The sequence below is a fragment of the Breoghania sp. JC706 genome (assembly GCF_037026715.1).
Taxonomy (GTDB): Bacteria; Pseudomonadota; Alphaproteobacteria; order Rhizobiales; family Stappiaceae; genus Breoghania.
In genome coordinates this window covers 144,835-170,661 of record NZ_JBANCG010000010.1, presented here as the reverse complement: position 1 = coordinate 170,661, position 25,827 = coordinate 144,835, and the positions used below count along the sequence as shown (strand labels likewise).

23 protein-coding genes are annotated in these 25,827 nt (G+C 67.2%); 17 read left to right on the top strand and 6 right to left on the bottom strand.

What is annotated here, in order from left to right:
• Positions 1-731: amidohydrolase family protein (locus V2L18_RS20105; RefSeq protein WP_336180122.1), on the top strand; the 731-nt coding region annotated here is incomplete at its 5' end.
• 215 nt (positions 732-946) lie between these two features.
• Positions 947-1,423: an NUDIX hydrolase gene (locus V2L18_RS20100; protein WP_336180121.1), complete on the top strand. Its 477-nt coding sequence runs from the start codon at positions 947-949 to the stop codon at positions 1,421-1,423.
• Between the two features lie 13 nt (positions 1,424-1,436).
• On the opposite strand, the gene V2L18_RS20095 is transcribed toward V2L18_RS20100, so the two are convergent.
• Both V2L18_RS20095 and V2L18_RS20090 read right to left on the bottom strand, forming a co-directional pair.
• Positions 1,437-2,474, bottom strand: coding sequence for an Ldh family oxidoreductase (locus V2L18_RS20095; protein WP_336180120.1), 1,038 nt, complete (start codon positions 2,472-2,474; stop codon positions 1,437-1,439).
• A gap of 123 nt (positions 2,475-2,597) precedes the next feature.
• Positions 2,598-3,266 carry an XRE family transcriptional regulator gene (locus V2L18_RS20090; protein WP_336180119.1) on the bottom strand — a complete coding sequence of 223 codons (669 nt, stop codon included), beginning with the start codon at positions 3,264-3,266 and terminating at the stop codon, positions 2,598-2,600.
• A gap of 189 nt (positions 3,267-3,455) precedes the next feature.
• Between V2L18_RS20090 and V2L18_RS20085 the strand changes: the two genes are divergently transcribed.
• The 4 genes from V2L18_RS20085 (at position 3,456) to V2L18_RS20070 (ending at position 8,488) form a co-directional block, all read left to right on the top strand.
• Entirely contained in the window at positions 3,456-5,159 is a 1,704-nt protein-coding gene (locus V2L18_RS20085) for an aconitase family protein (RefSeq protein WP_336180118.1), read from the top strand.
• Between the two features lie 86 nt (positions 5,160-5,245).
• Entirely contained in the window at positions 5,246-6,205 is a 960-nt protein-coding gene (locus tag V2L18_RS20080; protein ID WP_336180126.1) for a dihydrodipicolinate synthase family protein, read from the top strand.
• Entirely contained in the window at positions 6,196-7,128 is a 933-nt protein-coding gene (locus V2L18_RS20075) for a proline racemase family protein (protein WP_336180116.1), read from the top strand. Before V2L18_RS20080 ends, V2L18_RS20075 begins: the two co-directional genes overlap by 10 nt.
• A gap of 85 nt (positions 7,129-7,213) precedes the next feature.
• Entirely contained in the window at positions 7,214-8,488 is a 1,275-nt protein-coding gene (locus tag V2L18_RS20070) for an FAD-dependent oxidoreductase (protein ID WP_336180114.1), read from the top strand.
• A gap of 156 nt (positions 8,489-8,644) precedes the next feature.
• On the opposite strand, the gene V2L18_RS20065 is transcribed toward V2L18_RS20070, so the two are convergent.
• The 3 genes from V2L18_RS20065 to V2L18_RS20055 are packed head-to-tail and all read right to left on the bottom strand — an operon-like array spanning position 8,645 to position 12,577.
• Positions 8,645-9,571: a response regulator gene (locus tag V2L18_RS20065; RefSeq protein WP_336180113.1), complete on the bottom strand. Its 927-nt coding sequence runs from the start codon at positions 9,569-9,571 to the stop codon at positions 8,645-8,647.
• 58 nt (positions 9,572-9,629) lie between these two features.
• Positions 9,630-11,441: an ATP-binding protein gene (locus V2L18_RS20060; RefSeq protein WP_336180112.1), complete on the bottom strand. Its 1,812-nt coding sequence runs from the start codon at positions 11,439-11,441 to the stop codon at positions 9,630-9,632.
• A gap of 44 nt (positions 11,442-11,485) precedes the next feature.
• Positions 11,486-12,577, bottom strand: coding sequence for a cytochrome c peroxidase (locus V2L18_RS20055; RefSeq protein ID WP_336180111.1), 1,092 nt, complete (start codon positions 12,575-12,577; stop codon positions 11,486-11,488).
• 583 nt (positions 12,578-13,160) lie between these two features.
• On the opposite strand from V2L18_RS20055, the gene V2L18_RS20050 reads away from it, so the two are divergent.
• The 5 genes from V2L18_RS20050 to repC all read left to right on the top strand — a co-directional run bounded on the left by V2L18_RS20050 (position 13,161) and on the right by repC (position 19,790).
• Complete coding sequence (locus V2L18_RS20050; RefSeq protein WP_336180110.1) at positions 13,161-14,162, top strand: LysR family transcriptional regulator; 1,002 nt, start codon at positions 13,161-13,163, stop codon at positions 14,160-14,162.
• 5 nt (positions 14,163-14,167) lie between these two features.
• Entirely contained in the window at positions 14,168-15,112 is a 945-nt protein-coding gene (locus tag V2L18_RS20045) for a LysR family transcriptional regulator (RefSeq protein ID WP_336180109.1), read from the top strand.
• Positions 15,113-15,372: 260 nt separating this feature from the next.
• Entirely contained in the window at positions 15,373-16,632 is a 1,260-nt protein-coding gene (repA, locus tag V2L18_RS20040; protein ID WP_336180125.1) for a plasmid partitioning protein RepA, read from the top strand.
• 120 nt (positions 16,633-16,752) lie between these two features.
• A complete protein-coding gene (gene repB / locus V2L18_RS20035) occupies positions 16,753-17,886 on the top strand; it encodes a plasmid partitioning protein RepB (protein ID WP_336180108.1) in 1,134 nt (377 codons plus the stop codon).
• Between the two features lie 353 nt (positions 17,887-18,239).
• Complete coding sequence (gene repC / locus V2L18_RS20030) at positions 18,240-19,790, top strand: plasmid replication protein RepC (RefSeq protein WP_336180107.1); 1,551 nt, start codon at positions 18,240-18,242, stop codon at positions 19,788-19,790.
• Between the two features lie 213 nt (positions 19,791-20,003).
• On the opposite strand, the gene V2L18_RS20025 is transcribed toward repC, so the two are convergent.
• The gene (locus V2L18_RS20025) at positions 20,004-20,621 is read right to left on the bottom strand and encodes a helix-turn-helix transcriptional regulator (RefSeq protein WP_336180106.1); all 618 of its coding nucleotides are present in this window, start codon (positions 20,619-20,621) and stop codon (positions 20,004-20,006) included.
• 285 nt (positions 20,622-20,906) lie between these two features.
• Here V2L18_RS20025 and V2L18_RS20020 point away from each other — a divergent pair, with 285 nt between their 5' ends.
• From V2L18_RS20020 to V2L18_RS19995, 6 genes are all read left to right on the top strand, one after another.
• Positions 20,907-21,200, top strand: coding sequence for a helix-turn-helix domain-containing protein (locus V2L18_RS20020; RefSeq protein ID WP_336180105.1), 294 nt, complete (start codon positions 20,907-20,909; stop codon positions 21,198-21,200).
• A gap of 300 nt (positions 21,201-21,500) precedes the next feature.
• Positions 21,501-21,674, top strand: coding sequence for a hypothetical protein (locus tag V2L18_RS20015; RefSeq protein WP_336180104.1), 174 nt, complete (start codon positions 21,501-21,503; stop codon positions 21,672-21,674).
• The gene (locus tag V2L18_RS20010) at positions 21,674-23,719 is read left to right on the top strand and encodes a transposase domain-containing protein (RefSeq protein ID WP_336180102.1); all 2,046 of its coding nucleotides are present in this window, start codon (positions 21,674-21,676) and stop codon (positions 23,717-23,719) included. Before V2L18_RS20015 ends, V2L18_RS20010 begins: the two co-directional genes overlap by 1 nt.
• A 78-nt stretch (positions 23,720-23,797) precedes the next feature.
• Complete coding sequence (locus tag V2L18_RS20005; RefSeq protein ID WP_336180101.1) at positions 23,798-24,820, top strand: AAA family ATPase; 1,023 nt, start codon at positions 23,798-23,800, stop codon at positions 24,818-24,820.
• Entirely contained in the window at positions 24,820-25,125 is a 306-nt protein-coding gene (locus V2L18_RS20000) for a hypothetical protein (protein ID WP_336180100.1), read from the top strand. The genes V2L18_RS20005 and V2L18_RS20000 overlap by 1 nt, the downstream gene beginning before the upstream one ends.
• Positions 25,126-25,169: 44 nt before the next feature.
• Positions 25,170-25,823 carry a DUF3164 family protein gene (locus V2L18_RS19995; RefSeq protein ID WP_336180099.1) on the top strand — a complete coding sequence of 218 codons (654 nt, stop codon included), beginning with the start codon at positions 25,170-25,172 and terminating at the stop codon, positions 25,821-25,823.
• Positions 25,824-25,827 lie beyond the last annotated feature (4 nt).

Genomic DNA, 25,827 nt, shown 5'->3' with positions numbered 1-25,827 from the left:
CGCGCCGCACCGCCGATGAACTGGGCGCCGGGATCCATGTCCATCTGAACGAATCCCAGACCGAGGTCGACTATTGCGTCGAGAAGTTCGACCGGCGCCCGACGGAGCTTGCCTACGAAACCGGGCTTCTGGGACCCGACACGGTCGCCGCGCACTGCGTCTGGCTGTCCGATCGCGAGATCTCGATGATGGCGGAGACGGGGACGCACATCGCCTACAATCCGAGTTCCAACGCAAAGCTCGGCAACGGCATCGCCCGGGTTCCCGAATACATGGCAAAGGGCATCAACGTGGGTCTCGGACATGACGCGGTTGAGTGCAACAACAGCGCCGACATGTTCGAGGTGATGAAATACGCCTCGCTGATGCAGCGGGCGCGCCATTGCGATGCCGGGCTGATGCCGGCTTCAACGGTTCTGGGCATGGCGACGCGCAACGGCGGCCGGGCGCTCGGCTTCGACGTCGGCCATCTGGTGCCGGGCGCCAAGGCCGACGTCATCCTCGTCGATACGCTGAACGCCCATTTCACGCCGCTGCTTCACGACGATCCCGCCCATCTGATGAGCCATCTGGTTTTCGCTTCCAACGGCAGCGTCGTCGACACGACGATCATCGACGGCGAGATCGTGATGCAGGGGCGCCGGCTGACGCGGGTCGATCAGGACCGGGTCTTCCGCGAGGCGAACGACGCCTTCCGCCGCATCAAGGACAAGGTCGCGATCGCGGCCTGACGGGCGATGAGGTTTGGACGGATAGCGCTCTGGAGCTATCATGGTTTGGTACAAGCAAGCCGCCCATCCTTCGAGACGCCCGCTTGTGCGGGCTCCTCAGGATGACGTTTTCGTGGTGTTGTTTCGGTGAACCCACCACAAACGCAACCTCATCCTGAGGAGGCCTGACAAGGCCGTCTCGAAGGATGGGCCGTCTCCAAGGATGGGCCGTTCTCTTGACCACGTCTTCCCCGCCGTCCGATTTCACCAATGCGCCGCGCCCCATCGTGGCGACGATCGCGGCGGTTTTTCAGGATGGAAAGGTGCTGCTGGTGCGGCGCGCCAATCCGCCCGATGTCGGGCACTGGGGCTTTCCCGGCGGCAAGGTCGATCGCGGCGAGCGGATCGAGGCGGCGGCGGTGCGCGAACTGATGGAGGAGACGGGGCTTGAGGGCGAGGCCCTTCAGGTCTTCACCGCGGTCGATGTCTTCGACCATGCCGAGGACGGCAGCCTGCGCCAGCACTATGTGCTGGTGGCGGTCTTGTGCCGCCGGATTTCGGGAACGCCGGTCGCCGGCGACGATGCGCTGGAAGCGCGCTGGTTCGACCTTGAGGAACTGGAGGATGCGAGCCTGGCGCTCAGCCTCGACGTGGCCGACGTCGCCCGCCAGGCCGCCCGACTTGCCCGGGATCATGAAGGCGGTGCCGGCTAGGGCGTTTCACGGCTCAGGCATCGAGGGCGGCGAGGCCGTCTTTCTCGAAGCGGTCGAGCTGCGCCAGTTCGGCCTCGCTCAGGGCGATCCCGTCGCGCATCGCCTTGCGGCGCGCGGCGAAGCGGCGCTCGGAGGGAAGCCGTGCGCCCTGGGCGCCGATCGCGGTCAGGAGCTTCTCGCCCTCGGCCAGCGGATCGCGGCCGCTTCTGGCCGCAAACACACGCGGATCGAGCGCGATCACCAGCGCGCCGTGGCGCGGCAGCAAAGCCTTGCCGCCCATGAAGTCGAGCGCTTCCTTGCTCATGAATTCGCCCAGCATCGCACCGGCCATGAGCTCGATCATGGTGGAGATCGCCGATCCCTTGTGCCCGCCGAAGGTCAGCATCGCGCCGTCGAGCGCGGCGTCGGGGTCCGTCGTGGGATTGCCGTGACGGTCGATGGCCCAGCCCTCCGGGATCGGCGTGCCGGCGCGCCGGTGCAGCTCGATCTCGCCGCGTGCCGCGACGCTTGTCGCGAAGTCGAACACGTAAGGGTCCTCGCCCGGACGCGGCCAGCCGAAGGCGAAGGGGTTCGTTCCCAAAAGCGGCTCCGTGCCGCCCGCCGGCGCGACGAAGGAATAGCTCGGGCACATCGAAAGCGATGCCAGCCCCTCTTCGGCCAGCGCCTCCACATCGTGCCAGAGCGCGGAGAAATGCAGGCAATCGCGGATCACCAGCGCCGCGATGCCGTTTGTTCGCGTGCGCTCGGCAAGGAGACCCCTGGCGGCATGGAAGGCCGGGTTGGAGAACCCGCCGCCCGCATCGACCTCGATCACCGACGTGCCGGCGTCATGAACCTGCGGCACCGCATCCGGCTCCACCTTGCCCTCGGCAAGCACCTTGAGACAGCCCTCGATGCGATAGATCCCGTGCGACTTGCAGTTGTCGCGCTCGCCCGCGACGATGACGCCGGCAACGGCCTTGGCGCTTTCGCGGCGAACGCCGGCGCGCTCGAAGATCGTCTCGACACGCTGCAGCAACGCGTCGACGGAGAGGACATGAGGTTCGGCCATGCTTGGTCAGGTTCCTTGTGCCGTGCGGGTGGTGGTCGAAAGTGGTCGGAAGCGGTCGAACGGAGGGCCGGCAATCGTCGGCGCGCCCTGCCCTACCCTGCGCTGCCCGGGGGCCTTCCGGGCCTACTTGTCCACGTCGATATAGGTGCAGGCCCAGAAGATCCGGGCCTCTTCGTCGTCCAGCGCGCGCAGGCCGTGCTTGAGCGTGCTGTCGAAATAGGCGCAGTCGCCGGGGCCCAGCGTGACGGGCTGGTAATGCTCGACGACCAGCTCGATCCGCCCGGACAGCACGTAGAGGGTTTCCTCGCCGTCGTGGGACTCAAGCTCGTCCGGCTTCAGCGGCGGGCGCTTTTCCACGCGGGTGACAAGCGGGATGATCTTCTTTTCCGCAAGCGCGTTGCAAAGCACCTCGTATTCGAAGTTCTTGGAGCGCACCTTGCGGCCCTCGCCCGCCTTGGTCACGGTCATCCGGGTCGTCTGCTGCGCGTCATGGTCGGAGGAGAACAGCCGCTCCATGCCGATGTCGTAGGCGCGCGCGATCCGCACCAGGTTCTCGTAGCTCGGCGAGACGCGTCCGTTCTCGATCTTGTGGATCGTCGACAGCGCAAGCCCCGTGCGCTGGGCCGCGACCTCGAGCGTGAAGCCGCAGGCCTGGCGCATCGCCTTCATCCGGCTGCCGAGGTCGGAGCGCAGTTGCATGCGCTCGGCTTCCCAGTCGTCGCCCGTGGCCCCGGTGGCGGCATCGGTCTCGGTGCCGGCGTCATCGGCGGAGGATTTTTCCATTTGTGCCATATTTTTCTTTTCTTACCAGTTGTGATCGTTTAAGCATATTTTCGCGACATGCGCAATATTTGCAACCGGCCGGAGGCGGGCAATCCCCGAAACTTGCGCCTTCCGGCATCATTTCGGGTGTTGACGGGTCGCACAACACGCCGAAGTTGATAAGCCGGCGAGGGGCCGGCGGAGGCGACGGGAAGAATCATGGCGACATCGATCGTGTCCGCATCCGTTCAGGGGCCGCTTCTTGTGTGCGAGGAAGGGCTCAGTGTCTGGGGCGGCGTGAATCCCGCAACCGGCGAGATCATCGACGCGCATCACCCTCAGCGCGGGCGTTCGCTCGCCGGGCACATCGTCATGATGCCGACGAGCCGCGGTTCCTGCACCGGGAGCGGTGTCCTGCTGGGCCTTGCCTTCGCCGGAACCGCACCGCGTGCGCTGGTTTTCCGCGAGGCCGAGGATATCCTGACCCTCGGCGCGCTGGTCGCCGGGCGGCTGTTCGGCCGCGAGATCGCGGTCCTGCGCCTCTCTCCCGCCGAATACGATGCGCTCGCCCGCGAGAAGACGGCCGAAATAAACGCCACGCATCTGAAGGCCGGCGCGCACGCATGGCCGCTCGTGCCCCCCAATGCACCAAAGCCCGACACGCCCGAAACCGGGGCACTCGAACTCAGCGACACCGACCGCGCCTTTCTGGCCGGCGAATATGGCGCGGCGGCACAACTTGCGATGGAGGTTATCGTCACCATGGCGAGGGCGCAAGGCGCGCTCCGGCTGACCGACGTCAGTCGCGTCCACATCGACGGATGCATCTACGCAAGCCCCGCCTTCCTGACCTTTGCCCGCGCCATGGCGGACAAGGGCGGGCGGGTGCGGGTGCCGACGACGATGAACGCGATTTCGGTCGACCATGCCAACTGGCGCGCCCAGGGCGTGGACGAGGCTTTCGGCGCGCCCGCCGCCCGGCTGGCCGATGCCTATGTGGAGATGGGCGCGAAACCGAGCTTCACCTGCGCGCCCTACCTGCTGGCCGACAGACCAAAGGCGGGCGAGGACATCGCCTGGGCGGAAAGCAACGCGGTGGTCTATGCCAACAGCGTGCTGGGCGCGCGCACCGAAAAGCATGCCGATTTCATGGACCTGTGCATCGCGCTGACCGGCCGGGCAGCCCAGGCCGGCGTCTATCTCGACAAGAACCGCGCGCCGCGCCGCATCCTCGACGTCACGATGCCCGCAGGCGCCGACGACGCTTTCTGGCCGATGCTCGGCTGGCTCGCCGGTCAGGCGGCGCCCGACCGCATTCCGCTCATCCGGGGGCTGGAAGCCGCCTGCCCGTCCGAAGACGATCTCAAGGCGCTGTGCGCCGCCTTCGGAACCACCTCGGCGGCGCCGATGTTCCATATCGCCGGCCTCACGCCGGAGGCGGATCTCGCGCCGGCGCCGGATGTCGATCGCGTCGCGATCGGCGGACGGGAGTTCGCCCGGCTTTGGGCGGAGTTCAACCGGGGCGGGGCCGAGGTGGATCTCGTCGCACTCGGCAGCCCGCATTTCTCGGCCGCCGAATGCGCCGCCTTCGCGAAGCTGATGGAGGGCACGCATGTCGGCCCGAACATCACCGCCATCGTCACCCTCGGTCGCAGCACGCTCGCGCAGATCGCCGAAAACGGGGTCAAGGCCCGGCTTGAGGCTGCAGGTGTGCGGATCATACCCGACCTGTGCTGGTGCTCGATCTCCGAACCCGTCTTTCCGCCGCAGGCCCGGATGCTGATGACCAACTCCGGCAAATATGCCCACTATGCGCCGGGCCTGAGCGACCGTGCCGTCCGCTTCGGCTCTCTGGCGCAATGCGCCGAGACGGCGCGCAGCGGCCGCGCGCCCGCCGCGCCGCCCGCATGGATCGCGACCTGAACGAACCGCGCCGCGCCCTTCTGGCGCCATCGCCCAGACGAATAACGAACGGAGCTTGCCCCATGACCCAATCCCCGAACAAAACCATGAACAAGGACGTCTTTCTCGGCACCATCCCCGCGCTGCTGACGCCGTGCACCGCCGACCGCGAACCCGATTTCGACGCGCTGGTGCGCAAGGGGCAGGAGCTGAGGGCGGCCGGCATGTCCGGCGTCGTCTATTGCGGCTCTTGCGGGGACTGGCCGCTCTTGACCGACGAACAGCGCATGGAGGGCGTGGAGCGCCTGACCAGGGCCGGCGTGCCGGTCGTCGTTGGAACCGGCGCGATCAACACGAAGTCGGCCGTGGCGCATGCCGCCCATGCCCAGAAGGTCGGCGCCGCCGGGCTGATGGTGATCCCGCGCGTGCTCTCGCGCGGACTGTCGGTCGCCGCCCAGCGCAACCACTTCAAGGCGATCCTGGACGCCGCGCCGGATGTGCCGGCGATCATCTACAACAGCCCCTATTACGGCTATTCGACCAAGGCGGACCTGTTCTTCGCCCTGCGCGCGGAACACAAGAACCTGATCGGCTTCAAGGAGTTCGGCGGCAAGGCGGACCTGAGCTACGCGGCCGAGCACATCACCTCGCAAGACGACGACGTGATCCTGATGGTGGGCGTCGATACCGAGGTCTACCACGGCTTCGTCAAATGCGGCGCGGTCGGCACGATCACCGGCATCGGCAGCATCCTGCCGAAGGAGGCGCTGCTGCTGGTCGCCCTGTCGCGCCGCGCGGCCGAGGGCTGCCCCGAGGCCGATCTGCGCGCGCGCGAGCTGACTGACGCCTTCTCGGTGCTCGCCAAGTTCGACGAGGGCGTCGATCTGGTGCTTTACTTCAAGCACCTGATGATGCTGAAGGGCGAGCGCGAATATGCGCTCAACATCAACGAGACCGACGCGCTGTCGCCCTCCCAGGCGAGGTTCTGCGAGGCGCAGTTCAACCAGTTCAACGCGTGGTTTGCGAACTGGTCGAAGCAGGGGGGAGTGATCGCCGAATGCATGTGATCGACAGCCACACCGGGGGCGAGCCCACCCGGGTGATCCTCGACGGGGGGCCGGATCTTGGATCCGGGCCGCTCGCCGAGCGCGCCGCAAGACTTGCAACCGAGCACCGCGCGTTCTACCGCTCGGTGATCCTGGAGCCGCGCGGGCAGGTCGCGATGGTCTGCGCGCTGCTGGTGGAGCCGGTCGATGCGACCTGCGTGACCGGCGTGATCTATTTCGACGCCGAGGCGGTGCTTGGCATGTGCGGTCATGGCACCATCGGCCTTGCCGCAACGCTCGTTCACATGGGACGCATCGGGCTCGGCAAACACCGGATCGAGACGCCGGTGGGCGTGGTCACCGTCGATGTGCGCGACGCCAACACCGTGACCGTGACCAATATCGAGAGCCGGCGCGACCGCAAGGGCGTTTCGGTCGAGGTCGAGGGTCTGGGCACCGTCACCGGCGATATCGCCTATGGCGGCAACTGCTTCTTCATCGTCGATCCGAGCCCGATCCCGGTCACCGCGTCGAACATTCGCCGGCTCTCCGACGCGGCGGTCGCCATACGCGAAACGCTGCTGGCGCAAGGGCTCGGCGGCGCGGACGGCATGCCGGTCGATCACGTGATCTTCTACGGTCCGGCGGAAACGGCGGAAGGGCACAGCCGCAATTTCGTGCTCTGCCCGGACGATGCCTATGACCGCTCGCCCTGCGGCACCGGCAGTTCCGCCCGCCTCGCCTGCCTTGCCGCCGAGGGGCGCCTGGCCGAGGGCGAGGAGATCGTCCAGGAAAGCATCATCGGCAGCACCTATCGCCTCTCCTATCGCAACGGGCCGAACGGCGGCGTGATCCCCTCGATCACCGGCAAGGCCTACGTGATGGCCGAAAGCAACCTGTTGTTCCTGAAGGAAGATCCGTTCCGACAGGGAATCGATCCCTGATCCCCTCCCCTCGTGCCACTCCCCTTCCCCGGCGCCGGTCCGACGTCGGGGGCTTCGTTCCAATCGAGATCGATCGAGGTCCGTCTTGGCGCAGTCAACACAAGCTGAAATCATTGTCATCGGCGCGGGCATCATCGGGGTGACCGCCGCGCTGGCGTTGCAGGCCGACGGGCACCGGGTTCGGGTCATCGACCGGAAGGGCATTGCGGCGGAAGCCTCGCGCGGCAATGCCGGCGCCTTCGCCTTTGCCGAGGTGGAGCCGCTTGCCGCGCCCGGCATCATGCGCAAGGCGCCGAAATGGCTGCTGGATCCGCTCGGACCGCTGTCGCTGCGCCCCGCCTATGCGGCGAAGATCATGCCCTGGATGCTGCATTTCTGGCGTGCCACCGCGAAATCGCGCTTCGAGGCTTCGGTCGCGGCGCAGTCGAGCCTCATGGGGCTGTCACGCGCGGCGCTGGAGCGGCTGATCGTCCGGGTTTCCGGCGAGCCCCTGATGCGGCGCGAAGGTCAGCTTCAGGTCTATGAGGGCCGCGCGCAGTTCGAGGCCTCGAAACCGGCGTGGAACCAGCGCCGCCGCCACGGCATCGCCTTCGATCTGCTTGAAAGCCCCGATGCGATCGCCGAGATCCAGCCGGGCCTGAGCCCGCGCTTCACCCATGCCGGCTTCACGCCGGACTGGATGAACACGGTGGACCCGGAAGCGTGGACGCAGCACCTCGCCCGCGCCTTCGTGGCGGCCGGCGGGGAGATCGAGATCGCCGAGGTTCTGGCCGTGCGCCAGCTTGAGGACGGGGTCGAGATTGTCACAGATACTGGCACCGGTTCAGGCGCCGGACCTGGCACACACCGGGCCGACCAGCTTCTCGTTGCGGCCGGCGCGTGGTCGCACCAGATCGCGCGCATGCTCGGCGACCGCATCCCGCTCGATACCGAGCGCGGCTACAATACCACCTTCCCGACCGCCAGCTTCGATCTGCGCACGCACGTGACCTTCGCCAATCACGGCTTCGTCGTCAGTCGCATCGGCGAGGGCCTGCGGGTCGGCGGGGCGGTGGAACTCGGCGGGCTGAAGCTCGCGCCGAACTACCGGCGGGCCGAGATCCTGGTGCGCAAGGCGGCCGACTTCCTTCAGGGCTTCGATCCCAGCGGCGGCACGCAATGGATGGGCTTCCGTCCGTCGCTGCCCGACAGTCTGCCGGTGATCGCGCGCGCGCCGAAGGCGGACCGGGTGATCTACGCCTTCGGGCATGGTCATCTGGGACTGACGCAGTCGGCGGGAACCGCCGAGCTTGTGCGCGCACTCGCGGCACGGCGCGAGCCGGATATTTCGCTCGCCCCCTTCGATCCCCGGCGCTTCTGATCCGGTTCCGCGCGGCGCGACGGGCGGATGTCGTGTCCTTTCGTGCGCCCTGCAGCGCGTGCGTCCGGGCGCCTTGTGGGGAACTTGCCAACTGGCAAGTTTGCCCTCCCCGCCTCCCCGCGACCGAAACTTGCCAATTGGCAAGTCCGAACCGCCTCAGGTCACCTTGGTGAAACGGGAGAAGCAGTCGGTGAAGGCGGAATAGGCGCTGTCTTCGCTCGCAAGGGCCTCGTTGCGCATGCGGACGCGGACGATGCGGGGATCCGCCAGCCGGCGGTGGTGCTCGCGCATTGCGGCGTTCACCGCCAGGCGGAACAGGTTCGGGCTCAGCGGCTTGATCGCGAAACGGTATATCTTGCCGGAATTGATCAGCCGGATCACCGTGTCGCTTTGCGGCTCTGACGTCATCACGACCACTGTAATCGCCGGGTCGAACCGCGCCACCTCGCAAAGAAGATCCGTCATGTCGACGCCGTCCACCTCGGCATTGGTGACGATCACGCCGATCTGTTCCTGCTCCAGAACCCTCAAGGCCTCGCTGATCGAGGCCGCGGCGTGGACCTGATAGTCGTAGGTGAACATTTCCATCACCTCGCGCCGGTCGCTGTCCACGCCGTCGATGGTGAGAAGCTGGGAGGTGATGGAGAATTGCGGCGCATCGCTGTCGCGGCGCCACACCGGCTCGATTGCCTTGCGCGTCCTGCGCGTCGCGCGGGAGGCCTCCACGGCCTCGGCCACCACGGCGCGCAGTTCCGTCTGGTCCCACGGCTTGTTGAGAAACTGGTACACCTCGCCCTCGTTCACAGCGCCGATGATGGCGACGAGGTCGCTGTAGCCGGTCAGCAGGATGCGCACCGTCGCGGGCCAGCGCTTGCGCACCGTGGCCAGCAGTTCGATGCCGGTCACCTCCGGCATGCGCTGGTCGGACACGATGACGTCGACCGCGGTCGTCTCGAGGATCGCGAGCGCTTCGGCCGCGCCGTGCGCGCCGTGAACCTCGTATTCGCCGCGGAACATCATGCGGAGCAGTCTGACGATCCGCTCCTCGTCGTCCACGAAGAGGAGGACGGGCTTGTCGGTCATCTCGGTTTCTCTCCCGGTATGGGGGCCGTCTTCTGGGCTGTTATGGACGTGGCGCGGCTCATGCGGCGCGCGAGGCGTCGGAGCCGTGCCCCGATGCGCCCTCCGTCATGTCAGCGTCCTTGCTTGCGTCCTCGCTGGAGCCTGGTACGGGGCCGCCCTGGCGCGGCAGGGTCACGGTGAAGACGGTGCCCCTGCCGGGCTGCGAATTCACCGCGATCGTGCCGCCGTGGTTCTCCACGATGCGATGGCAGATCGAAAGGCCCATTCCCGTGCCCTCGCCCACCGCCTTGGTGGTGAAGAAGGGATCGAACACCCGGGCGAGATCGTCGGGCGCGATGCCCGGGCCGTTGTCGCTGACGTCGATCTGGACCATGTCGGAGGCGGTGAGCCGCGTCCGCAGCTCCAATACGCCCGACGCCGCGCCCTGCCCGTTCTCGCCGATCGCCTCGGCCGCGTTGACGATCAGGTTCAGCAGCACCTGGCGAAGCTGCGATGCGGAGGCCATGATCGGCGGAACGGACCCGAATTCCTGACGCACCTCGATGGCCGGGTCCATCTTGGCGCGGGCGAGCAGCAGGGCGCTGTCGATGGTCTCCTCCACCGACACGCTTTCCACGTGTCCCTTGTCGAGACGGGAGAAGTTCTTCATCGTGCGCACTAGCGTGGCGATCTCCTCCAGGCCGTGCAGGCCGTCGTCGAGCAGGGTCGTCATGTCCTCGCGCCATTCGCGCGCCGCCGCGCGCTCGGCCTCGTCCTCCGGCTCCTGCAGGCCGCGGGGCGTCTCCAGCAGTTCCGGCGACGCCAGAACCCGTTCCTTGATCAGCTCGAACACGGCCTTGACGTATGCCAGCGGCGTGTTGATCTCGTGGGTGATGCCGGCCACCATCTGCCCCAGGGATGACAGCTTGGCCGATTGCACCAGCTGTTCCTCCGCGTCGGCGTTGGCCTGCTTCAGGAGAACGTTGTCGCGGCTGAGGCGGGAGAAGCGGCGCCACAGCAGGAAGGCGGTCGCAACAAGGGTGAGAACCAGCCCGCCGGCCAGAAGGATGGCCAGATCGGACAGGCGACGCTGAAGGCTGGCGCTGGCGGCCTCCAGCGTCTGCAATTCGCTTTCCACCCGCCCAGCGACGCGCTCGGAATCGAGCGCGGTCACGGCGACCATCAGGTCGTTGCTGCGGGCTCTTTCGCGGATCACCACCTCGATCTGTACCAGAAAGCGCTCCACGGTCTGCGCCAGCTCCGGGGGGAGGGCGCCGGTCGCCTCGCGGGCGGCGGCGATGCGCGCCGTCACCGTCTGCTGCAGCAGCGGGGTGGGGGTGGTGATGAAGCCCACCATGGCGGTGATGGTCTCGGTCAGCAGGTCGGCTGTGCGCTTGTCGGCACCGGCAAGGCCCGGCACCGGCGCGACGATCTCCGGATCGTCATAGGCGTCGGTGATGGCGGCGGGCAGCACCGCGACGGAATTGCGCAGCATCGCGTAGCTGGCCTTGATGCGCTCCGACAGCACGTCCTTGCGGTCGATGGTGCGCGCGAACGTCTCCAGCGGTTCGACGAGCGGGGCGAGGGAAGGGCGGTGCGCGCTCACGCTCATCAGCGCGCGCAACTCCAGCTTGAGATCGCGTGCGGCGTTGGTCACCGCGTCGTAATTCGGCGCCATGCCGAGTTGCAACGACAGGATTTCCTTGTCCCATTCGGTATCGAGGCCGCGCAACCGGTCGAAACGGGCGCGGAAATCGGAGGCCGGCTGCCCGGCCCGGTCGATCGACCAGATCAGCAGGCCGAGCCCGGCGAGGATCGCCGCGATCAGGCCGATGCACAGAACCCAGATCCGGCGGCTCGTGCGGCGATCGCTGATGGAGAAAGAGGTCAAGACGCTGTCTCCCGCTGCATTCCGTCGCGCTTCCCTTGCCATATCTACATATCCCCTACGGGTTTTCCGCGATAGAGACCGGTGAGCGAGCGCAGAAAGGCTTCGATGGCGGCGATGTCGCCGTCGCTGATCTCCCGGCCGAGCTGGAACCGGGCCATGATGGAGATGGCCTCCGCCAGCGTTTCGGCGGAACCGTCGTGGAAATAGGGGGCGGTCTGCGCCACGTTGCGCAGCACGGGCACGCGGAACACCGGACGGTCCTGCGAAATGCCGGTTCCACGCGCCGATCCGGGGGTCTCGGGTCCGAGCGCGGCGGCTTTCGGCTCGCCGAAAATACCGAATACCTGCAACATGTTACCGCCGACATTGACCCCCTGATGACAGGAGACGCAGCCGTAATCCTTGAAAAGCCGGTAGCCCTCTCGCGCCTGGGCACTGATCGCGTCGCGCTCGCCACGCAGGTAGCGGTCGAAGGGCGCGTTCGGCGTGTCGAGGGATTTGAGGTACTGCGCCAGCGCCTCGAGCACGCTGTCCCGGGCGATGCCTCCGTCGAAGAGGGCGGCGAAGTTCCGGTTGAGGACCTCATCGCGGCGCAGCAGCGCCAGCAGGTCCGGCCAGCGCGCGGCCATGGTGTTGCTCTTCTGGATGATGGTGTCGAGCTGTTCGGCCAGCGTCAGCGTCTGTCCGTCCCAACCCAGCTTCGCGGCATGCCCGACATTGAACAGCGACAGCGTGTTGGTCAGTCCGGGCGCCCCCGGCAGGCCGGCGGAGACGGGCAATCCGTCGGCAAGGCTGTGGTCGGGCAGGTGACAGCTGGCGCAGGAAACCCCGTTGCCCGCCGACAGGCGCGGATCGGAGAATAGCCGCTCGCCGAGCGCAGCCTTGGCCTCATCGTAGTCGCCTCTCAGGGGAATGGGCGAGATGGGTTCCATGTCCAGGGCGGAGGCGCCTGCGGGCTCGGCCTGCGCGGAGCCGGCCGGAAGAGGCAGGGCGGGAAAGAGAAGGGCCAAAAGCGGAAGGGCCAGAAACGGGCGGGTGAACGGGCGGATGAACGCGCGCGGGAGACGACTGGGCAGCGGCGCGCGGCGCGTGATCGCGCGATCCCGATATGGGCCGTTGCGGGCGTCCCTCGTCATGCTTCTCCCCTTTCCGGCGTGCTCGTGGCTCCGGCGTCTGTCAGGGCACTCTTATGCATGAAACCCCTGCGTAAAGCAGTATGCACAGCCGTTATACCGGTATGCACACGGTGATGATTTAAAGGCGCCGGCAGGTCTGTAGGGTCATGCTCCGCCACCTGTGCGCGGCGCGAAGCCGGCATTTTCGCACCGTCCGGTTCTCTGCCTCATCTGCCGTTCAGGCACGTGCGAAATGCCCTGTGTTGATGCGTGATCGAAAAAAGGCCATTTTATAAATGTTCATATGTACAAATAACAATGTTAATCATTTTTCCCTGCGGCCGTTTCAAGGCATCTCTGGTGAAGCTGACGCAAAGGGTCCCCGGAACGTCTTGCGGCCCCGGAACGTCTTGCGGCCCCAGAACGTCTGGCGGCCCCGGGATGTCTTGCCGAAGGTCGCGGTTCGGCCGGAAGGAGCAGCGAGGAGGCGAATGTGGTCGGGGATTTTCGAGACCATGCGCGGCCGGGCGAGGACGCAAGCCCAGAGACCGGATCGGCATTGGCCGGGTCGGCAGTGAACGCGTCGGCAGTGAACGGGCCGGGAATGAATGGATCGGCGGTGAACCTCGCCGGGGTCGATCTGAACCTTCTCGTCGCCCTGGAGGCGCTGCTCATCTGCCAGAACGTCACTCATGCCGCGCGCCGGGTGGGGCAGACGCAGCCGGCCATGAGCCGGGCGTTGTCGCGTCTGCGCGATCTTCTCGACGACGATATCCTGGTGCGCGGTCTTGCCGGCATGAAGCTGACCGCGCGCGGAGAGCATCTGGCCCGCACGCTGCCGGCCACCATGGCGCATCTGCGCGACGTGGTGTCCCTGCGCCAGGTGGACAACGGCTTTCGCGTCAGCATCGACGCGAACCTCGCCCCGGCGCTGATGCCGCGGATCGTGCAGTCGACGCGCTTCGGCCAGGGCATGTTCAAGGTGAACACGCATCTGTCCTCGCGCGAAGGTCTCGTCCAGCTGCGCACGCGCGCGGCCGATTATGTGCTCGGCGGCGCGGCCGAGCCGGGCGAGGATATCGAGCGCGCCACGGTGATGGTGGAATCCTACGTCACCCTCGTCGCCCCGCCGCGTGGCTCCGGCCCCGCCCGCGATCCGGACACGGGACGGCAAGGCGACGACGCGAAGGCTGCGGCGCCGGCAACGCGTGAGGCGTTCTTCGATCTCACCCATCTCAACCTGACCGGGCCGGGCGGCGAGGCGCATCCCGAGGTCGCCCAGGCGCTGATCGGACAGGGGCTCTCCCGGTCGCGCCTTCTGGATGTCCCGGACGTCACCTCCGCCGCGCTGATGGTCTGCGAAGGCGGCATGGCGCTGACCGTGCCGCGCTCGATCGCGGTGTGGCTGACCCGCACGCTCAATCTCTCCGCCTTTCACCCTCCCTTCGACATTCCCGGCTACGAGGTCGTGCTGTCGTGGCTGGCCGGGCCGGCGGATGCGGCCCGGCGCCATCTCATCGCCGACATCGCGGGGGCGACGCGGGCCGCGATCGCGCCCGATGCGGCACCGTTGCGCCTGCTGCCGGCCGCAATGGCGCGGGGGTGACGCGGATGACGGCGAAGCTCGTGTTGCGCACCGACGATGCTGGACATGCGTTCGATCTCGCCGATTTCGATCTCAATCTGCTGCTGGTGCTGAATGCGCTGCTGCGCTGTCGCAACATCACCCGGGCGGGCAGCGAGGTGGGGCTCAGCCAGCCGGCGACGAGCCGCGCGCTGACGCGCCTTCGCGAGATGTTCGGCGACGAGTTGCTGGTGCGGCGCAACCGGGCGTTCGAACTGACGGAGCTGGCCGAGATGCTGGCGCCCAAGGTGGCGGCGGCGCTGGAGAACATCGGCGAGATCTTTTCCGAGCACATTCCCGGGCCCGAACGCTTTGCCGTTGCCATGCCGGACTATCTGGCGCTGCTGCTGGTCGGCAACCTGACCGGCTATTTCCGCGAAGTCTCGCCCTCCACCGTGTTCCTGCCGGTGATCGGGTCGCGCAACATCCTGTCCCAACTGGAGGCGGGCAGCCTCGATATCGCGCTGGGGCTCGCCGAAGACGCGCCGGCCGGCTTCTATTGCCGCAAGCTGCCCGCCGTGCCGGCCGTGGCACTGGTGCGCGAGGGGCATCCGGCGGGGGAGGGGGCCCTTTCGTGGCAGGATCTCGGCCGCTTCCTGTCGATCCGTATCGGGTCGGGGGCCAATGCGGGCTTCGGCGAGGTGCATGACGGGCTGGAGGCGCTGCGCCCGCAGGCCGGCGAAACCCTGTCGGTGCCCGACATCCACACCGCCGCCCAGCTCGTGCAGGACACCGACGCCGTGCTTGTGCTGCCCGGCCCCTCGGCCCGCTATCTCGCCTCGCGCTACAGCCTGCGTGCCCTTGCGCCGCCGGGCGAGGTGGCCGCGCCCGGCTATCAGGTCTCGCTCATTTGGCACGAGCGCTGGCACCGCAGCTCCATCCATGCCGGCGTGCGCTCCATGATCGCCTCCTATGTGCTGGAAGGCGCCTGAAGGGCATCGCGGATGCCGGGCAGGTCGTCGCCTGGCATATGTAGGTATAGCCGATACGCATTTCTGCCCATCGGCAAATTGGTGAAAACTCCCTCCATCGAATTCTTCATTTGAAAACGTAAGTTTTCCAGGAGGGGTACATGCGCATCGAAACGGCACACGCGAACGGGCCGGCACCGCGTCCGGCAATGGACCTGACCCGGCAGCGGCCGAATGGTCAGGTTGGCGGTCTGGCTGGCGGTCTGGCTGGCGGAGCGGCGATGGGGCAGGGGGCCGGCGCCGGAGAGGGGACGCGCGATGCGCTCGGCCTCGATGTCGATCGCCAGATCGTCGCCGATGCCCGGATGCTCTCGGGGCAACTGTCGAGCCTGCGCCAGCGACTTTTCCCGCCCAACCGGGAAAAGAGCCTGCGCACCTTCTCCTCCGGGGAGGCGGCGCGGCTCATCGGCGTGTCGGACGGCTATCTGCGCCAGCTCTCGCTGTCGGGGGAGGGGCCGCAGCCCTCCTGCGTCAGCGCCAGCGGCCGGCGCGCCTACACGCTGGAGGATGTCAACGCGCTGCGCGAGCATCTGGGCCGTCAGGGCGGGGCCAAGGCGCGCAACTATCTGCGCCGCCGCGATCCGGCCGCCGGCGAGGAGTTGCAGATCCTGGCGATCAGCAATTTCAAGGGCGGTTCGGGCAAGACCACCACGGCCACCTATTTCGCCCAGCACATGGCCCTGCAGGGCTATCGCGTGCTGGCCATCGATCTCGACCCGCAGGCCTCCATGTCGGCGCTGTTCGGCTATCAGCCGGAGCTGGATTTCCAGCCGAATACCTCGATCTACGGCGCGATCCGCTATGACGGGGACCGGGTGGAGCTGTCCCGCCTCGTGCGCTCCACCTATTTCCCCGGTCTCGATCTGGTGCCCGGCAGTCTGGAGCTTCAGGAATTCGAGCATGCCACCCCGCGCCATCTGGGCGAGACGGGCGGCGTGGCGGCGGCGGATCCCTTCTTCACGCGCCTTCGCACCGCGCTCGACACGGTGGCCGACGCCTACGACGTGGTGGTGCTCGACTGCCCGCCGCAACTGGGTTTTCTGACCCTCAGCGCGCTTTGCGCCGCGAGCGCGGTGATCGTGACCGTGCATCCGCAGATGCTGGACGTGGCCTCCATGAGCCAGTTCCTGTTCATGACCTCCGACCTTCTGTCGGTGGTGAGCGCGGCCGGCTGCGAGCTGAATTTCGGCTTCATGCGCTATCTCATCACCCGCTACGAGCCGAATGACGGGCCGCAGACGCAGATGGCCGCCTTCCTGCGCGCGCAGTTCGGCTCGCGCGTGCTCACCGCACCGATGGTGAAATCGACCGCAATCTCCGACGCCGGGCTGACCAAGCAGACGCTTTACGAGGTCGGCCGGGAGAATTTTACCCGCCAGACCTACGACCGGGCCATGGATGCGTTGACAGCTGTCAACGGCGAGATCGAGGGCCTGCTGCGGGCCGCCTGGGGCCGGGGAAACGAGGCGGCGGCGGGCTAGAGCATATTCCGAGCGGCTCTGTCCGGGCGGAAAACACTCTGGGGCCTGCACCCTGGAAGCGGGAACGTTATCCCCGCCCCCCTTGGCCGGGGCGAGAATAGGGGGACAGGAGGATTGAAAATGAGCAAACGCAAGGATGTTGTCGAAGCGCTTTTCGCCGGGGTGTCTCCGTCCGAGGACATGATCGGCGCGGTGGCCCCGGAGGCAACGCACGAAGGACACGGCGAAAGTGCTGCGGATGCGGGCATGCCGCAGCGGCGGCTTCAGGCAGGGGCGACGGGCGCGGTGCGGGCCGTGGGGCTTTCGCTGGATGCGCTCGCGCGGGAGGCGGAGGAGGGACGGCGCCTGCGCGAAAGCCTGCGTGAGGGCGAGCGCGTGGTCGATCTCGATCCGGCGATGATCGAGGGGTCGATCCTTGCCGACCGGCTCGGCGAGCCGGGACCGGGGCCTGAGTCGGGGTCGAGGTCGGGGCCGGGCGATGCCGATTTCGCGGCGCTGAAGGCCTCGATTGCGGCGAACGGCCAGCAGGTGCCGGTGCTTGTGCGCCCCCATCCCGATGCGGACAAGGCGCGGGCCGGATACTATCAGACCGCCTGCGGCCACCGCCGTATTCGCGCCGCCCGCGAGCTTTCCATTCCGGTCCGGGCGATCGTGCGCCAGCTCGACGACCGTGCCCTTCTGGTTGCCCAGGGAAACGAGAACGCCGCCCGCCGCGATCTTTCCTACATCGAGCGCGCGCGCTTTGCCCGCGCCATCATCGCGGGCGGTTTCGACCGGCACACGGCGCAGGCGGCGCTTTCCGTCGACAAGACCGAGATGAGCCGCATGCTGCAGGTGGCCGAGGGCGTGCCGGACGACATCGTTCGGGCGATCGGGCCGGCGCCGCGGGCCGGCCGCCAGCGCTGGCTGGCGCTGGGCGCCTTGTTGAAGGCGGAGCGGGCCGATCTCCAGGTGCGCGCGGAATGCGCCACCGGCCGCTTCCGCCAGGCGGACAGCGACGCCCGGTTCCAGTTGCTGCTGAACAGGCTGGCGAAGATGCAGCGCAGCCGCGCCGCCGCCGCCGGTGAGGCGGGACCAGCCTCGGGCGCCCTGTCGATCGCCGACGCGCAGGGGCGGCGCGTCGCCTTCCTCTCACGCGGAGCGCGGCGCACGCGCATCGAACTCGACGGCGCCGATCACCGCGCCTTCGCCGATTATCTGGCCGGCGAGCTGCCAAGGCTCGCGGAGGCTTTCCGCGCCGCACGCGGCGGCTGACCACCCCCGATAGACGGAGAGAGGCGGCGCCCGGGGAGACTCGAACGAGGAGACGCGAACGAGGAGACGCGATCCGGGAGACGGCGCCCGGGGAGAGGCGAACAGGAATTTCATCAGGTCGGGCGGTCCGCGCATCCCGGAGATCTTGTCCGGGGGCGGCCGCATCGGGCGCACGCCCGGCGATGGCCGGGCATTCGGCCGGGCACAAAAAAAGCCCCCGAAGACGCCTCCGGAAGCTCCTTTTGATATCTGACAGTTGAGAAGGGACACCTTTCGGCGGAACGTGTCAAGGGCCCGGCATGGCCGGGCGGCGGTTTCCTGCGCCCTCCGCACAGTGGAGGTTTGCAATTTCGATGATGGAAACGGGTGGTTTCACGCCGGCGCCCAGCGGGTGGCGCAAGGCGACGCCGGGCTTGTGCCGGGCGAGCGCTCTTGCCAGCGACGGCGAGGGAGAGGACGTGACCCGCAACAGGGCGATGCTGGCGCTGCGTCGCGTGGCGCCGGCGATCGGGCTCAGGCCGGGCGACGTGCTGCTGCTCGACACGCTCGCCGTCTTCACCCGGCCCTGCGACTGGGAGGCCGGCGCACGGCCGATCGTGTGGCCCTCCAACGATTATCTGATGGAGGCGACGGGGCTTTCCCTGTCGGCCGTCAAGCGCCGGCTGCGCAAGCTCGCCGAGGCCGGGGTGATCGCCTACCGGGACAGTTCCAACGGCAAGCGCTGGGGCCGGCGCGACGAGGATGGGCGGATCCGCGAGGCCTATGGCTTCGACCTCGGCCCGCTGGCCGCCCGCACGGCCGAATTCGAGGCGCTGCATGCCACGATCCGGGCCGAGCGGGACCTGCGCAAGTCGCTGCAGCGCCGGATCACCATCCTGCGTCGCAGCGTGCGCGCCATGCTGGACGAGGCGTCAGGGGCGGCTGCGGGGCGTTTTGCGGAGCGTTCGGGGGAGCAGGACCCAATGCGGCAGGGCCCAGTCTGGCAGGGTCCGGTCTGGCAGAGGGTCGCGCGCGGTTATGGCATCCTGATGGCCCGGCTTCAGGGCGCGGCGACGATGACGACCGATGCGCTGTGTGACCTGCATGACGCCTTCACGGCGCTGAGGGAGGAGGCCGAGGCGGCCCTGCGTGCCGAAGTTCAGCCGGCCGAGGCGCCAAGTGCTTGCCCTGACGACGGGAATTTCCGGAATATGGACCCCAGCGGGGCCGGTCGTGACCCGCACATACCAATTACAACGCACCTCCAATCGGTAAGATGTAACAGCCTGGAAACGGCGTGCGCGCGGCCGGGCCGGAAGCCGGAGGCGCAGGCCCCGGCACCGGTGGCAGCCGGCGGGGAGCGGGAAGACATGCCGCAGAGACAAACCGAGATAGAGAGACAACCCGAGACGGGGCGACAAACCGAGATGGGGCGGCGAGACGGGGCGGGGCCGGAAGGCGAGGCGATTGCCGCGGGAGCCGCTGGGCAAATGGGCCGGCGGCCAGAGGGGCCGACAGGCGGGCGGCCAGATGGTCGAAACGGCGAGAGGGCGGGGGAGGCGGACGGCGAGGCGGGGCTGACCCTGCGGACGATCCTTTTCGCCTGTCCCGCCTTTGCCGAGACCGCGCACGGGCTCGGGCGCTATATCCGCAACTGGCGCGAGTTTGCGCTGGCGGCCGACACGATCCGGCCGATGGTCGGCATCTCGGGCGATGCCTGGCAGGGCGCGCGCGCGGCTCTTGGCGAACGCCGGGCGGCGGCCGCGCTGGCGCTGATCGCGGACAAGGTGGCGGAAGGTTCCGTCGCCTCGCCCGGCGGCTACCTGCGCGGGCTTATCGCGAAGGCCGAGCGCGGCGAACTTCGTCTGGCGCGCAGCGTCTACGGCCGGCTGAGCGAACGGCGGCGCGTGTTAGGGGACATATGAAATCGGAGTAGGCGGGACTTGGCGGGAAAAGGCGGCAAATGACGAAAAGCGCCGAAAATCCCGGCTTTGACCGGGCATCCGGGCCGCCCCGATTTCATGCGACGAAGGACATTTGGATTTAAAGGCGCCACCACCGAAGACACTTGATCTTGCCATCACAAAGGGGGCTCCCCGAGCCCTTCGAGGGGGCTTCCAGCGCGCTTCCAGTTGCCTTCAAATCGAGCGACCGAACCACATGACGCGGCCGACGATGCGGACCTGGTCGGTTTCGCTCGCGGCAATGTCTTCCGGCGCGAACACGGGATTGTCCGACGCCAGGCGCAGCGAACCGTCGAGGCGAAGCTGCGTCCGCTTCACCAGGACAAGACCGGCAACGACGACCACATAAATCGCATGATCGATAACCCGGTCGATCGAGGTGTCGACCAGCAGGATATCGCCGTCCCGGATCGTCGGTTCCATGCTGTCGCCGCGGGCTGTCAACGCCCGTGCAGCGCGCGGATTTATGCCCCGGCGATGCAGCCATTCGTTTCTGAACGCCAATGTGCCGATGTCGTCCTCATGCTCGGCCAACGCGCCGTTGCCGGCTGAGGCAGAGACCGACAGGCGCCGGATCAGCGCGAAATCGTCGGAAACCACCGCAGCCTCCTTCCGTGCGGCTTCCTCCCCTCCAATAAGCCAGTCGAGCGAGACGCCCTTTGCCTGCGCGATCTGCGCCGCCTTCTCGATACCTGGCATTCCGCCGGCGAGATATTTGCGGATCAGGCTCTCGGAGATGCCGACCTGGCGTGCGAAGGAGTTCGCACTATCGTGCCCGATCAGCTGTTTCATTCGAACCGGGAATCCCTCGAGATCCATCATGCCGAACCCTGACGAATCGACATTGTTCGGTGCCGGATCGGCGGATGGGTCATAAACGATTGATATTCGTACATTTAATTCGGGCCTCGCCTCATAACCGCCGACTTCGAACTATGACGCGAGAAATTCGAACTTTGACGCTTGATATGCTCGTCAAATAGTGCGAACCTCATCCCGTTCGTTGCTCACAACCGTTAACGCACTGGCCGGCCGGTCTTGCACACCGGGCCAGCCAGCAATGACAGGGATCAGCGCATGCCCCGCTCATGGGACAAATACGCCATTGCCGCCGAAATCCGCAGGCGAGGATCGAACCTCAGCCGGCTTGCCCGCGAGGCGGGGGAGCCGGACTGCACATGCCGGCAGGCATTGCTGCGCTGTTACCGCAAGGGCGAGTGGATCATCGCCAACTTTCTGGATATCCACCCGTCCAAGTTGTGGCCGGAGCGCTACGCCAAGGCACCGACCGGCCGCGATACTAACGCGATCCGCGAAAAGCGACAAAGCCAGAAGACGCCGTCCACCGCAGACATGAGGGACGCCGCATGAGCCGTCTCCTGTCCATATTACACGTCTCAGGCGGCACCACCTTGCCGCGAGATCTCGCCGCACTGGTCGCTGTAACGCTTTTTCTGGCCTCGGCCCTGGTCTGGTTCGCTTTCGCGACGAGGCGGTTGTGATGCAGCCCCCACCTTCTTTCAAGCCCTCCGTTTCCCGGTTCGCACCGTTGCAAGCTTAAGGGAAACGCCGCCTGCCCAGGCCGCCGGACGCAGCCGGGGGCAGCCATTTGTCTTGACTGATCGTGGCACATGCAAGGCAGGCGAAAACGACTGCGAAAGGCACAGTCCAATGCGGCAGCACATCGACACCATCGCCCGAAAGCCTCCCCGCAAGCCGGTGAAGCCCGAGCGCTGGGTGACGCTCGCCGACACCTTCTCCCGGCTGTCGAAGACGGACCAGACACGGTTCTTCGAAGCGCATCGCAAGCGGATCGAAGCCTGGGTGGCGGAGGACGATGCCTGATGTCCAGGCGCGCCGCCCAAACCGTGGACCTGCTGTCAGGACGGCCTGAAAAGACGACCGTCGATCTGGAGACGGTTGCCGAGCGCGGAAAGCGACCGGTGCGCCCGGAAAGCTGGTGGAAAAAGGAGAACCGGCCGATGAAAGAATGGCTTACAGCGGCCGAAATCGCAGCCGAGAACCTTCCCTTCATGCCGGCGAGCGCGAGTGCGGTGGTGCGGCGCGCCAAGGCATCCGGCTGGAACGAAAGCCACCTTGCACGTCCTCGTTGTGGGCGTGGCGGGGGGCTGGAATACAGTATCCAGCTCTTGCCGCTCGATGCGCGCGCGGTCTATCTGGCGCGCCATTCCGCACCGGCCGAGATCCCGCCCGCCCGATCTGCCCGGACCAGGGACCTGTGGGATCGCTTCGAGCGCCTGCCCGCAAAGCAGAAAGCCGAAGCGCAACGGCGGCTCGATGCCATTGAGCGCGTCGACCAGATGTCCTACGGCGCGACGCGGCAGGCGGCGGTAGCCTTCGTCGCCCGCGATGTCGGGGTCTCCACATCCACCCTGTGGAACTGGGTACGCGCTGCCGCCAAGGTCGCCGCGGCCGATCGCCTTGCCGCGCTGGCGCCCCGGTACAAGGGCCGCACGGCGACCGCGGCGGTTTCGCCCGAGGCATGGGACTTTCTCAAGGCCGACTGGCTGCGGCCGGAAGCACCGAACTTCGAGGCCTGTTTCCGCCGGCTGGAGCGGGCGGCGGGGGAGCACGGGTGGACCTTGCCGTCCGCCAAGACGCTTCGTCGCCGGCTCGACCGGGAATTGCCGCGTGCGGTGCAGACATTGGCGCGCCGGGGAACAAAAGCGCTTCAGGCGATCTATCCCCACCAGACGCGCGAGCGTTCGGTCTTCCACGCCATGCAGGCCGTCAATGCCGATGGCCACAGGTTCGACGTGTTCGTGCGCTGGCCGGACGGCTCCGTCTCGCGGCCGCTGATGGTCGCGATCCAGGATCTCTATTCGGGGATGATGCTCGCCCATCGCATCGGCGAGAGCGAAAGCTGGCCGCTCGTGCGCCATGCCTTTGCCGACATGGTCGAGAGCTGGGGCATCCCGGAAAGCGCCACGCTCGACAATGGCCGGGCGTTTGCCTCGAAGTGGCTGACCGGCAAGCAGAAGAGCCGCTTCCGGTTCAAGATCCGCGAGGATGAGCCGGAAGGCGTGCTGACCACGCTCGGCATCAAGGTCAACTGGGCGACGCCCTATCACGGCCAGGCAAAGCCGATCGAACGCGCTTTCCGGGACCTTTGCGAGGACATTGCCAAGCACCCCAGGTTTGCCGGCGCCTATACCGGCAACAGGCCGGACGCCAAGCCGGAGAACTATGCTTCGAAGGCAATCCCGATCGAGACTTTCCGGGCCGTCGTTGCCGAAGAGATCCGCCATCACAACGAACGCCCCGGCCGCCGCGCAACGGTCTGCGCCGGCCGTAGCCTCGCCGAGACGTTCCGCTCCTCCTACGAACAATCCCTCGTCCAGCGGGCGACGGAGGCCCAGCGGCGCATGCTGCTGATGGCGGCGGAAGGCGTGACGGCCTCCAGGCGCAACGGCGAGGTGATGCTGGCCGGGAACCGCTATTGGGCGGAACCGCTGGTCGATCTCGCGGGCCGCAAGGTCACGGTGCGCTTCGATCCTGACGATCTGCTGGCCGGCATCGCCGTCTACGCGGCAGACGGCCGCTTCGTCTGCGAAGCGCCGTGCATCGAGGCGACCGGCTTCAACGACATGGCGGCCGCGCAAAGGCATGGCCGCGACCGGCGCGCCTGGATGAAGGCCCAGCGGGAAATGCTCCGGCTGGAGACGCGGCTTTCCATCGACGATCTGGCGGACATGCTGCCGGCGCCGGCCGAGGCACCCGACCTCAAGCGCAAGGTGGCGAAGCTCGTCACCGCCGGCAATGCGGCTCTCAAGCATGACGAAGACAGGGATGCGGAGGCGTTCTCGCGCGCGATGAAGCGACTGGCTGGCGCGGACATCGTGCCGATCAGATCCCGGTCCGGCGGATAGCCCGGATACGAGTGACGCCCCGGCGGCTGCAACCGCACGGAGCGTCTGACGTCAGTGTGTAGCAAGGAAGAGGATAAGATGACGAAAGAGACTGCACAAGCCTCCCCGCATGCCTCCCCGCATGTCTGGGGCGTGCCGAAGGGTCGGCCCGAGGTGGACCCGGCCACGCTTGAAGCGTGGGAGCGCGCGACGGAACGCCTCCGCGTGGTCGCGGAACGGGACGGGCTTTCCCGCTCCGAGGTTTCGCGGCGGTCCGACGTTCCGCTCGGAACGCTTTCGGCCTGGTACGACGGCACCTATGCCGGCTCGATCGCCAATGTCACGGCCCGCGTCGTGCATTGGCTGGATGGTCTCGACGAGCAGCGCGAGGCCGCGGCGTCGATGCCGGCGGGGCCGGAATGGGTGGCGACGCGAACGGCGCGCGAGCTTTGGGACACGCTGGTCTACGCCCAGATGATGCCGGAGATCGCCGTGGTCACCCTCGGCGCCGGCATGGGCAAGACGAAGACGGCGCGGCGCTACGTGGCAGAGCGTCCCAACGCCTTCCTGGTGACCATGCGCCCGACCACTTCGGGCAAGCACTCGATGCTGCAGGAACTGGCCCTGGCGCTCGACGTGATCGAACGCAATCCCGCCCGCCTTGATCGCGCCATCGGCATGCGGCTGCAGCGCAACGGGCGCCAGACCCTGCTGATCGTCGACGAGGCCCAGAACCTCAAGGACGATGCGGCCGACCAGCTTCGCTATTTCCATGACGAATACGGCGCCGGCATCGCGCTGATCGGCAATGACGAAGTGGCGAGCCGCTTCGGCCGGAAGGATCCGCGCAAGGGACAGGCGCAGTTTCACCGGCGCGTCGGCAAGCGCATCGAGAGGCTCACGCCGCACGAAGACGACATCGAGGCGCTGATCGATGCCTGGGGCATCGAGGACGCGGAGGTGCGCAAGCTGCTGCGCGTGATCGGCCACAAGCCCGGCGCTCTCGGTCAGGTCGACAAGTCCATCCGGCTTGCGAGCATGTTCGCCGCAGGTTCCTGCGAACCGTTGTCGGCGCAGCACATCCGGTCGGCCTGGAAGGACCGGGCGGGGGAGCGGTTGTGATGAGGCTCTCCGAAGCTCTCCATATCTGGCGCCATGTCGCTGCGCAGTTCCGCAATGAGGGCGCAACCCTCATGCCCGCTGTCGTCCGGGAGGTGGAGCAGGCGCTCGCGGATCTGCAGGAACTGACCATCCGTCAGGAGAGTGAGATCGAGCGTCTGAAAGCGGAAAACAAGGCGCTTCAGGGCCGGCTTTCGGACGTGCCGCAGGCAGCACAGATCCCGATCGAGGATCGGGATTCGAATGTGGCGCCGTTTCCGATCGTCCCGCGTCCGGTGCCGGGCGCGGCCGACGGCGGTGGGGCATGACGTCGATCATCAGACGGGAATGGATGGAGGATCGAGAGATGGGAATGATTGAGAACACGGCGAGCGATGTGGTCGCCGCCGGCCGGATCGAAATCGGCGGGAAGACCTACATGCGGGACGGCGCCTGCTCGCTCGTGCCGGTCGAACTGGTGAAGCCGCAAGCCGCGCTCGAGGACGAGACGGTGCGCAAGATCATGGGTTTTGCCCGCGAACTCTCCGCGCAGATCGCCCGGTTTCGCGGCCACACCTTCGAGGATCTCGGCGAATTCGAGGCCCTGCTCGCGCAGGAATACGACAGCGCCAAGGGTGGGCGGAAGGGCAACAAGACCTTCATGAGTTTCGATTGCTGCCAGAAGATCCAGGTGCAGGTCGCCGATACGGTCGATTTCGGGCCGCAACTCCAGAACGCCAAGGCGCTGATCGACGAATGCCTCAACGAGTGGGCGGCCGACAGCCGGCCGGAGATCCGCGCCATCGTGACCCGCGCCTTCAACACCGACAAGGAAGGCCAGATCAACAAGTCGGAGATCTTCATGCTGCTGCGCCTCGACATCGAGGACGCGCGTTGGCGCCGCGCGATGGATGCCATCCGCGAAGCGATGCGGGTGGTCGGTTCCAAGACCTACATCCGCTTCTACGAGCGCGAAGCGCCCGACGCCCAGTGGCGGGCGATCACGATTGATCTGGCGAAGGCGTGAGGGG